Annotated in this window: 6 protein-coding genes; 3 read left to right on the top strand and 3 right to left on the bottom strand. The window is 59.6% G+C overall.

Annotated elements, in window-relative coordinates:
- Positions 1-28: 28 nt before the first annotated feature.
- Together ispF and ispD are read right to left on the bottom strand one after the other, a co-directional pair.
- Entirely contained in the window at positions 29-517 is a 489-nt protein-coding gene (gene ispF, locus GOQ25_RS15995; protein ID WP_160351477.1) for a 2-C-methyl-D-erythritol 2,4-cyclodiphosphate synthase, read from the bottom strand.
- 16 nt (positions 518-533) lie between these two features.
- The gene (ispD, locus tag GOQ25_RS15990) at positions 534-1,256 is read right to left on the bottom strand and encodes a 2-C-methyl-D-erythritol 4-phosphate cytidylyltransferase (protein WP_160351476.1); all 723 of its coding nucleotides are present in this window, start codon (positions 1,254-1,256) and stop codon (positions 534-536) included.
- Between the two features lie 29 nt (positions 1,257-1,285).
- Between ispD and mfd the strand changes: the two genes are divergently transcribed.
- Together mfd and serB are read left to right on the top strand one after the other, a co-directional pair.
- Entirely contained in the window at positions 1,286-4,747 is a 3,462-nt protein-coding gene (gene mfd / locus GOQ25_RS15985; RefSeq protein ID WP_160351475.1) for a transcription-repair coupling factor, read from the top strand.
- 110 nt (positions 4,748-4,857) lie between these two features.
- Positions 4,858-5,715, top strand: a complete 858-nt coding sequence (gene serB / locus GOQ25_RS15980; RefSeq protein WP_160351474.1) for a phosphoserine phosphatase SerB — start codon at positions 4,858-4,860, stop codon at positions 5,713-5,715.
- A 25-nt stretch (positions 5,716-5,740) separates the two neighbouring features.
- On the opposite strand, the gene GOQ25_RS15975 is transcribed toward serB, so the two are convergent.
- The gene (locus tag GOQ25_RS15975) at positions 5,741-7,111 is read right to left on the bottom strand and encodes an LLM class flavin-dependent oxidoreductase (protein WP_160351473.1); all 1,371 of its coding nucleotides are present in this window, start codon (positions 7,109-7,111) and stop codon (positions 5,741-5,743) included.
- 280 nt (positions 7,112-7,391) lie between these two features.
- Between GOQ25_RS15975 and GOQ25_RS15970 the strand changes: the two genes are divergently transcribed.
- Positions 7,392-7,886, top strand: a complete 495-nt coding sequence (locus tag GOQ25_RS15970) for a flavin reductase family protein (RefSeq protein ID WP_160351472.1) — start codon at positions 7,392-7,394, stop codon at positions 7,884-7,886.
- The last annotated feature ends 57 nt before the right edge of the window (positions 7,887-7,943 follow it).

The raw sequence follows: 7,943 nt of genomic DNA, 5'->3' as shown, positions 1-7,943 counted from the left end.
CCCCAACCCCCGCCCATTTCCAGACCCATCACCCCTGACGAGCAAGCAAAGCCACAACCGTAGCCGCAATCCCTTCCTTACGCCCCAGATACCCCAAATGCTCATTCGTCTTGGCCTTGACGTTCACATCCCCCGCATCAATGCCAACATCCGCAGCAATATTCGCCACCATCGCCACCGCATGCGGCCCGATCTTAGGCGCCTGAGCATGCACGGTAGCGTCGATATTCACAGGCACCCAGCCGGCCGCACGAACCTTCGCCACCGCATCGCGTAAAAGCACGCGACTATCCGCCCCCCGATACGCCGGGTCGGTATCCGGAAAATGCCGCCCGATATCCCCCAACCCCGCCGCGCCCAATAAGGCATCCGTCACCGCATGCAGCAGCACGTCCGCGTCGGAATGCCCTTGCAACCCGTGCGTATGAGGAATCGTCACGCCGCCAATAATCAATGGCCGGCCCGTCACCAGAGCATGGACATCAAACCCCTGACCCACGCGAAAAGGGAAACTCATCAAACTCTCCCGGCCCTTACAGCCATTTTTCCATTAATTCAAAATCGTCCGGCCAGGTCACCTTGAAATTACGGACCGACCCCGGCACCAGTAACGGCGAATGACCGCTCGCCTCGATCGCAGACGCCTCATCCGTCACGCTGACCCCGTTCGCCTGCGCGTAGGCCAGCGCCTGACGCAACTGCCCTGCCCGAAACATCTGTGGCGTCTGCGCCAGCCATAAGCCGTCGCGGTCCACCGTCGCACGCACCCGCGCAACCGACGTCTCCCTGGTCGCGCTACCCTGCTCGGCGCTGCGGCTGGATTTCACCGTGTCCGCCACCGGCTGCGCCAATAGCCCTCCCACGGCGTCAGGCAAGCAGGCGTCGATTAACCGCCCCAGCGCCTCAGCCGGCAACCCCGGTCGCGCCGCATCGTGAACCAACACCCAAGCGCTATCGCGCGCACCGCAGGCCCCAAGCGCCGCCATGACGGTGTCCGCCCGAGTCGGCCCACCACAAGACCGACACTCGGTGCGCGGCAAACCCGCCAACGCCGCCTCGGCCCAAGGATCCCCCTCGGAAACCGCGACGAACACGCGAGCAATGCGAGGGTCAGCCAATAACGCCCGGACGGCGTGGCGCAGCATCGGCTCACCCGCCAACAGGCGATATTGCTTGGGCACAGCCGGGTCCCCCGCGCGCGTGGCACGCTGGCCCACCCCTGCGGCGGGGACGATTGCAATTAGAGATTCAGTCATGGCCGGGAGATTTTATAATCATCAGCCTGATGCCTGATTCCTCATTCCTCGACGCGGCCCCGCGTATTCCCGCCACGGCTGCCACGCTGTCCGCCCTCAAACCCGGCGCGCGCTATGCGCAACCGCGTCCTCCGGGATCGGCCGATGCCTGGTTGCTGGGAGATCTTGCTCGCCATAGTGGGCGTCCCCTCGTCGTCTTGACGGCCGCGCCGTTAGAAGCGCAGCGCCTCGCCGACGAGATTCCTTTATTCGCACCAGGACTACGCGTCAGGCAACTGCCCGATTGGGAAACCCTGCCCTACGACGCGTTTTCGCCGCACCAGGATCTGGTCTCGGAGCGGCTGGAAACGCTGCACGCGCTCATGCAACGCACGGTCGATGTTCTGCTCGTGCCCGTGACCACGGCGTTATACCGAGTGGCCCCGCCCTCGTTTTTGGCCGCTTACACCTTCTCGTTCAAGCAGAAAGACCGTCTGGACGAAGCCGCGCTACGCGCGCAGCTGACGTTGGCCAATTATTCGCATGTGACGCAGGTCACGGCGCCTGGTGAATTCTGCTTGCGCGGCGGCCTGATCGATTTGTTCCCCATGGGTTCGGCGGTGCCCTATCGCCTGGATCTGTTCGATGACGAGATCGAGTCCATCCGCGCCTTTGACGTCGACACGCAGCGCAGCCTGTATCCGGTGCGGGAAGTCCAGCTGTTGCCCGGACGCGAATTCCCGATGGATGAAGAAGCGCGTAATCGGTTCCGTGCGCGTTTTCGCGAGGTCTTCGAAGGCGACCCTTCGCGCGCCCTGCCGTACAAGGACGTCGGTAACGGCATCGCGTTCGCGGGGATCGAGTATTACCTGCCGCTGTTCTTTGATGAGACTGCAACGCTATTCGATTATCTGCCGCAGGAGGCCATCACGGTCACGCTGGGCGATATCGACGATGCCGTTCAACGCTTCAGCCACGATACGAGCAGCCGCTACAACTTTTTAAAGAGCGATCGCGAACGCCCCGTGCTGCCGCCGGCCACGCTGTTTCTCGATAGCGAGGCGCTGCACGCGCGGTTCAAAGCATTTCCGCGTCTGGCCTTGACCGAGGCCGCGTCTCATCCCGACTTCACTCGCGCGCCCGATGTCAGTGTCAGCCGGCGCGCCGAGGATCCTGTCGCTCGCTTGCGTGCGCTATTGAAGCGCGGCGAATCGCGCGTGTTGCTGTGCGCCGATTCGGCCGGGCGGCGCGAGACGCTGGTGCAGATGCTCAACGAGTTCGATCTGCCACCGGAAGCGCAGCCCGACTCTGTCCAAGATTTTCTTGCCTCGCAGTCTTCGTTCGCATTGCTGGCGGCGCCACTGACGGCGGGCTTTGGGCTGCCTTCGGCCGAGGTGCTGTTCCTCACCGAAAACGACCTGTATCCCGGTAACGCCGGGGCGCCTCGACGCGGCCGGCGCGCACAAGAAGGTGCGAGCGACGTCGAGGCCATGGTGCGCGATCTGTCCGAGCTGCGCGAGGGCGATCCGGTGGTGCACGCCCAGCATGGCATCGGGCGTTATCGCGGCCTGATCAGCATGGACATGGGCGATGGCGAGATGGAGTTTCTGCATCTCGAATATGCCAATGGCAGCACGCTCTATGTGCCCGTGTCTCAGTTGCATGTCATCGCGCGTTATAGCGGCGCGGACCCGGAAGCTGCCCCCTTGCATCAACTCGGCACCGGCCAATGGGATAAAGCGCGTCGCAAGGCAGCGCGTCAGGTGCGCGATACGGCTGCGGAACTGCTGGAGCTGTATGCCCAACGCGCGGCGCGCGAGGGATATACCTTTAACTTGCCGATCAACGACTACGAGGCATTCGCAGAGGGCTTCGGATTCGAAGAAACCGCCGATCAGGCCGCCGCGATTCAAGCCGTCATCAGCGACATGACCTCGGGCCGGCCGATGGATCGGTTGGTCTGCGGCGATGTGGGCTTCGGAAAAACGGAAGTCGCCTTGCGCGCGGCGTTTCTGGCTGTGGCCAATGGCAAGCAAGTCGCCCTGCTATGCCCCACCACGCTGCTGGCCGAACAACATGCGCAAACCTTTGCCGACCGGTTCGCCGACTGGCCGGTGCGCGTGGTCGAGCTTTCGCGTTTCCGCTCCTCGAAGGAAGTCGCCGAAGCCATTACCGGCATCAATGACGGGCGAGTCGACATCGTGATCGGCACACACAAGATCCTGTCCAAGGACGTGCGATTTAAACGCCTTGGTCTGGTCATCATCGACGAAGAGCATCGCTTTGGAGTACGCCAGAAAGAGGCCTTGAAGGCCCTGCGCGCCGAGGTCGATGTGCTGACGCTGACGGCCACGCCGATCCCGCGTACGTTGGGCATGTCGCTCGAAGGCATCCGCGATTTTTCTGTCATCGCAACGGCACCGCAGAAACGGCTGGCCATCAAGACATTTGTGCGACGCGAAGACGGCAGCACAATTCGCGAGGCCATCCTGCGCGAACTGAAGCGCGGTGGGCAGGCGTATTTCCTGCATAACGAGGTCGAGACCATCCATAACCGCCGTGCGCGGCTCGAAGAACTCGTCCCCGAGGCTCGCATCGCGGTGGCGCACGGACAGATGCCCGAGCGCGAACTGGAACAGGTGATGAAAGGCTTTTATCAGCAGCGCTTTAATGTGCTGTTGTGCACCACCATCATCGAGACCGGTATCGACGTGCCCAGCGCCAATACTATTGTGATTCACCGGGCGGACCGCTTTGGTCTGGCCCAGCTTCACCAGCTGCGCGGTCGCGTCGGTCGCTCGCACCACCAGGCTTATGCGTATCTGCTCACGCCCGGTGAAGACGCCATCACGTCGAATGCGAAGAAACGCCTGGAAGCGATTCAGGCGATGGAAGAACTCGGATCGGGCTTTTATCTGGCCATGCACGATCTGGAGATCCGCGGCACGGGCGAGGTCTTGGGCGAATCGCAGTCGGGAAATATTCAGGAAATTGGCTTCTCGATGTACAACGAGATGCTCAATGAAGCCGTGCGCGCGCTCAAGGCGGGCGAAGAACCCGATCTGGATGCACCGTTTAACCTCGCCTGCGAGGTGAACCTGCACACGCCGGCGCTGCTGCCCTCGGATTACTGCCCCGACGTACATGCGCGGTTGGCGATCTATAAACGCTTGTCGCATGCCAAGGATGAGGACGATCTGATTCAAATTCAGGAGGAACTCATCGACCGCTTTGGCAAGCTGCCTGAAGCGGCTCAGGCGCTGCTGACCACGCATCGATTGAGACTCGCCGCGCAACCACTGGGCGTCATCAAGATCGACGCCAGCGAGAGCCAGGCGTTGATTCAGTTTGGACCGAAGACGACGGTGGATCCGGCGCGCATCATCGAGTTGGTGCAAAAGCAACGGCACATTAAACTTGCGGGCCAAGACAAGCTGCGCATCGAGTTCACCGTCGTGAAGGTTTCCACCCGCGCCGACGCGATACGCGCTGTGCTGCGTTCATTGACTTAAGGCTGCGATAGCGACTCGCCGATGGAACACACAACGTAGGCGGTCGCGGTTGCACTATCCCCTATTTTTGGCGTCGCCTTCACGGCGAAGCCACCGTACTGATTAACACCATGTCCACCATCCATCTCGTCATTCAGTCCCCTGCCCTGGCCGCCGCCCAAATCGAACAAGTCGCGGCGCTGGCGCAGGCGCAGGGTGTGGTTCACCTGAGCGCCACCGCGGCACGCCTGTTGGATGTCGCGCAAGACAACGAGACGCGCGCACAGGTGACCCAGTGGGGCGAGCAGCACGGCGTGGACACGGCTTTTGTTCCGGCCGGCGCGCGCTTGTCGCAATGCAAGGTCCTGGCAATGGACATGGACTCCACACTGATCAACATCGAGTGCATTGATGAGATCGCGGGCGTGGCCGGCGTCAAACCGAAGGTCGCGGAAATCACCGAAGCCGCCATGCGCGGTGAAATCAAGGACTTCTCCGAGAGCCTGCGTCGTCGCGTCGCCTTGCTAGAAGGCACGCCCGCATCCGCCCTCGAAAAGGTTTATACGGAAAAGCTGCGCCTGAACCCCGGCGCGGAACAGCTGATTTCCACCGCGCAGGCGGCGGGCATCAAAGTGTTGCTCGTGTCTGGCGGATTCACCTTTTTCACGGAACGGCTGCGCCAGCGATTGAATCTGGATAGCGCACACGCCAACACCCTGGAAATCAAAGACGGTGTACTCACGGGCAAGGTGCTGGGCGACATCCTCGACGCACAAGCCAAGCTGACGCACCTGCAGGCATTCGCGCAGGCCCACGGCGCCACGGCGGACCAGATTATCGCGCTCGGCGATGGCGCGAATGATCTCAAGATGCTGGGCTATGCGCGCTATGCGGTGGCCTATCGCGCAAAACCCATCGTCCGTCAGCAAACGCCCTACGCGCTGAATGTGGCGGGCTTGGACGGCGTGCTGAACTGGTTCGAAGCGTAGCTGTCTGGAGCACCACGCTGAGGCGCTACGCCCTCCTCTTCCAGTCACCCGACTTCGGAATCGGGAGTCCGAGGTTTTCGCGTAGCGTAGCGCCTTGGTATTCTTTTCGGAACACGCCGCGGCGCTGCAATTCGGGCACGACCAGTCGAACAAAATCTTCGTAGCCGCCGGGGATATGGGTAGGCGAAATCACAAATCCATCACAGCCCTTTTCCACGAACCATTGCTCCATGCTGTCGGCTACGGTTTTGGGCGTACCTGCAAACACTGGATATTCATTTAACCGAGCGCGCTTAGATACCTCAACGAAATCTCTTACCGAGGGATTCGTCTTGCCGCTCAAAGTCACCACTTTGTCGCGGAAACCGGTCCAACCCGAAATCGCAGCCATCTCTGCATCGGTGAACGGGGCGTCGTAATCCCGATTCGAAAAGTCGGTGTTCAACACCTCACATAGCAACGTGAGCGAATCCACTGGCTTGGCCAAAGAATCGATGTACTCTCGTTTCTGTTGGGCCAACTCTTCGGATTCGGCAACGACGGTGTACACCGCTGTACCTATTTTGACGTGGTCAGGATTGCGTCCGGCGTCCGCCACGGATTGCTTCATCTCGGCATATTGTTTTTTGGCGGACGCCAGATTCGGATACACCACGAACAGCAGCTCCCCCCACCGGCTGGCGAATTGGCGGCCCCGCCCGCTTTGTCCAGCTTGAATAATGACGGGATGGCCTTGTTGCGAGCGAGGCACGGTGAACGGCCCACGGGACTGAAGGAATTTACCTTTGTAGTCCAATCGCTTTACTTTGGAAGCATCGGCGAACCGGCCGGATTCCTTGTCCATGATCAGGGCGCCTTCTTCCCAGGTATCCCAATGCCCCATGACGATTTCCACGAACTCGTCCGCGCGGTCGTAGCGCAGGTCATGCTCCAAATGACTGGAGCGCCCGAAGTTGGCAGCCTCAGAATCATTCAGTGAGGTCACCACGTTCCAAGCTGAGCGTCCTTTCGTCATTAAGTCCAGCGTAGCAAAGGCACGCGCCACGTGGTAGGGCTCATAGTACGTCGTCGAGTAGGTCGCGCCAAGACCAAGGTGCTTAGTCGCCAGAGCCATGGCAGTGAGAATAGGCATTACGTCCATTTTGACGGTGCGAATGCCGTGTTCGACCGTATCACTATGGTCGTTGCCATAGATATCTGGCATAGCCAGACGGTCGTCGAAAAAAGCCAGGTGAAACTTGCCGTCCTCGAGTGTGCGAGCGGTACGCTGATAGTACTCAGGCGTCAGAAAATCCTGCATCGCCGCCTGGTGACGCCAAGATCCCGGGTAAGTCGAGCAGTTCTGGGCCTGCATGAAACCGATCAACGTCATTTGATCTTTCGCGTTTGCTGCCATCGTCTCTCCTGCACCATCATGTAGATAAGGTTATTTAGTCGGCATGCGTATGCCACGAGGAAATTATGTCGAGGAAGCAACGGCGACACTATTTGCATTCAAGTATCAACTCATAGTCATGCCTAATAAGAAGACTCGAATGGCCCCTTCCTTCTATGAATTTCATTCTTAGCAGCTATTAATCAATTGCGATATCCGAATTGTTGTAGCCCCAACCGGAAACATAGAATTACTCGATACGACGCGACTCCGTCTGCGACAGAACACCATGAGGATGCCCATGAGCCCGATTGATAACGTGGCTTTCAAAGAAGCCATGAGCCGCTTGCCCAGCGGTGTCACGATTGTTTCGACATCTGATGACCAAAATCGCCGCTGGGGCTTTACCGCAAGCTCTTTCACTTCGCTCTCCATGGACCCGCCATTGATTTTGGTTTGTCTTTCCAACTATGCCGAGTCGTACGAAGCTTTCATAAAAAGCCAGCGTTTTGCAATAAATGTGCTCTCGCACGAACAAAAGCAGATCGCGATGGATTTTGCGCGTAAGAATACTGACAAATTTAGTGGTAGCTCGTTCGTACACGACGAAGAAGGGTGCCCATACCTCCCGGAAGCAGTGGCATCAATAATATGCAAGGCACGTAATCCACATGTTGAGGGCGATCACACCATTCTGATCGGAGAGGTACTGGCGATCCACCTCGGTGCGACCAAACCGCTGATCTACTTCCAGCGCGAGTTTTGGCATTTTGAGCCCACCACTGTCCTGAGCTGACAAGCGCAAGGAGACGATATTGCCCCTTCAGTTTGCCACCGTACCGCAAGTCACGGT

It is taken from the genome of Bordetella sp. 15P40C-2, from assembly GCF_009763235.1.
GTDB lineage: Bacteria > Pseudomonadota > Gammaproteobacteria > Burkholderiales > Burkholderiaceae_B > Bordetella_A.
Note: the sequence above shows the minus strand (reverse complement) of the source record. Positions and strands in the feature narration are given on the sequence as shown.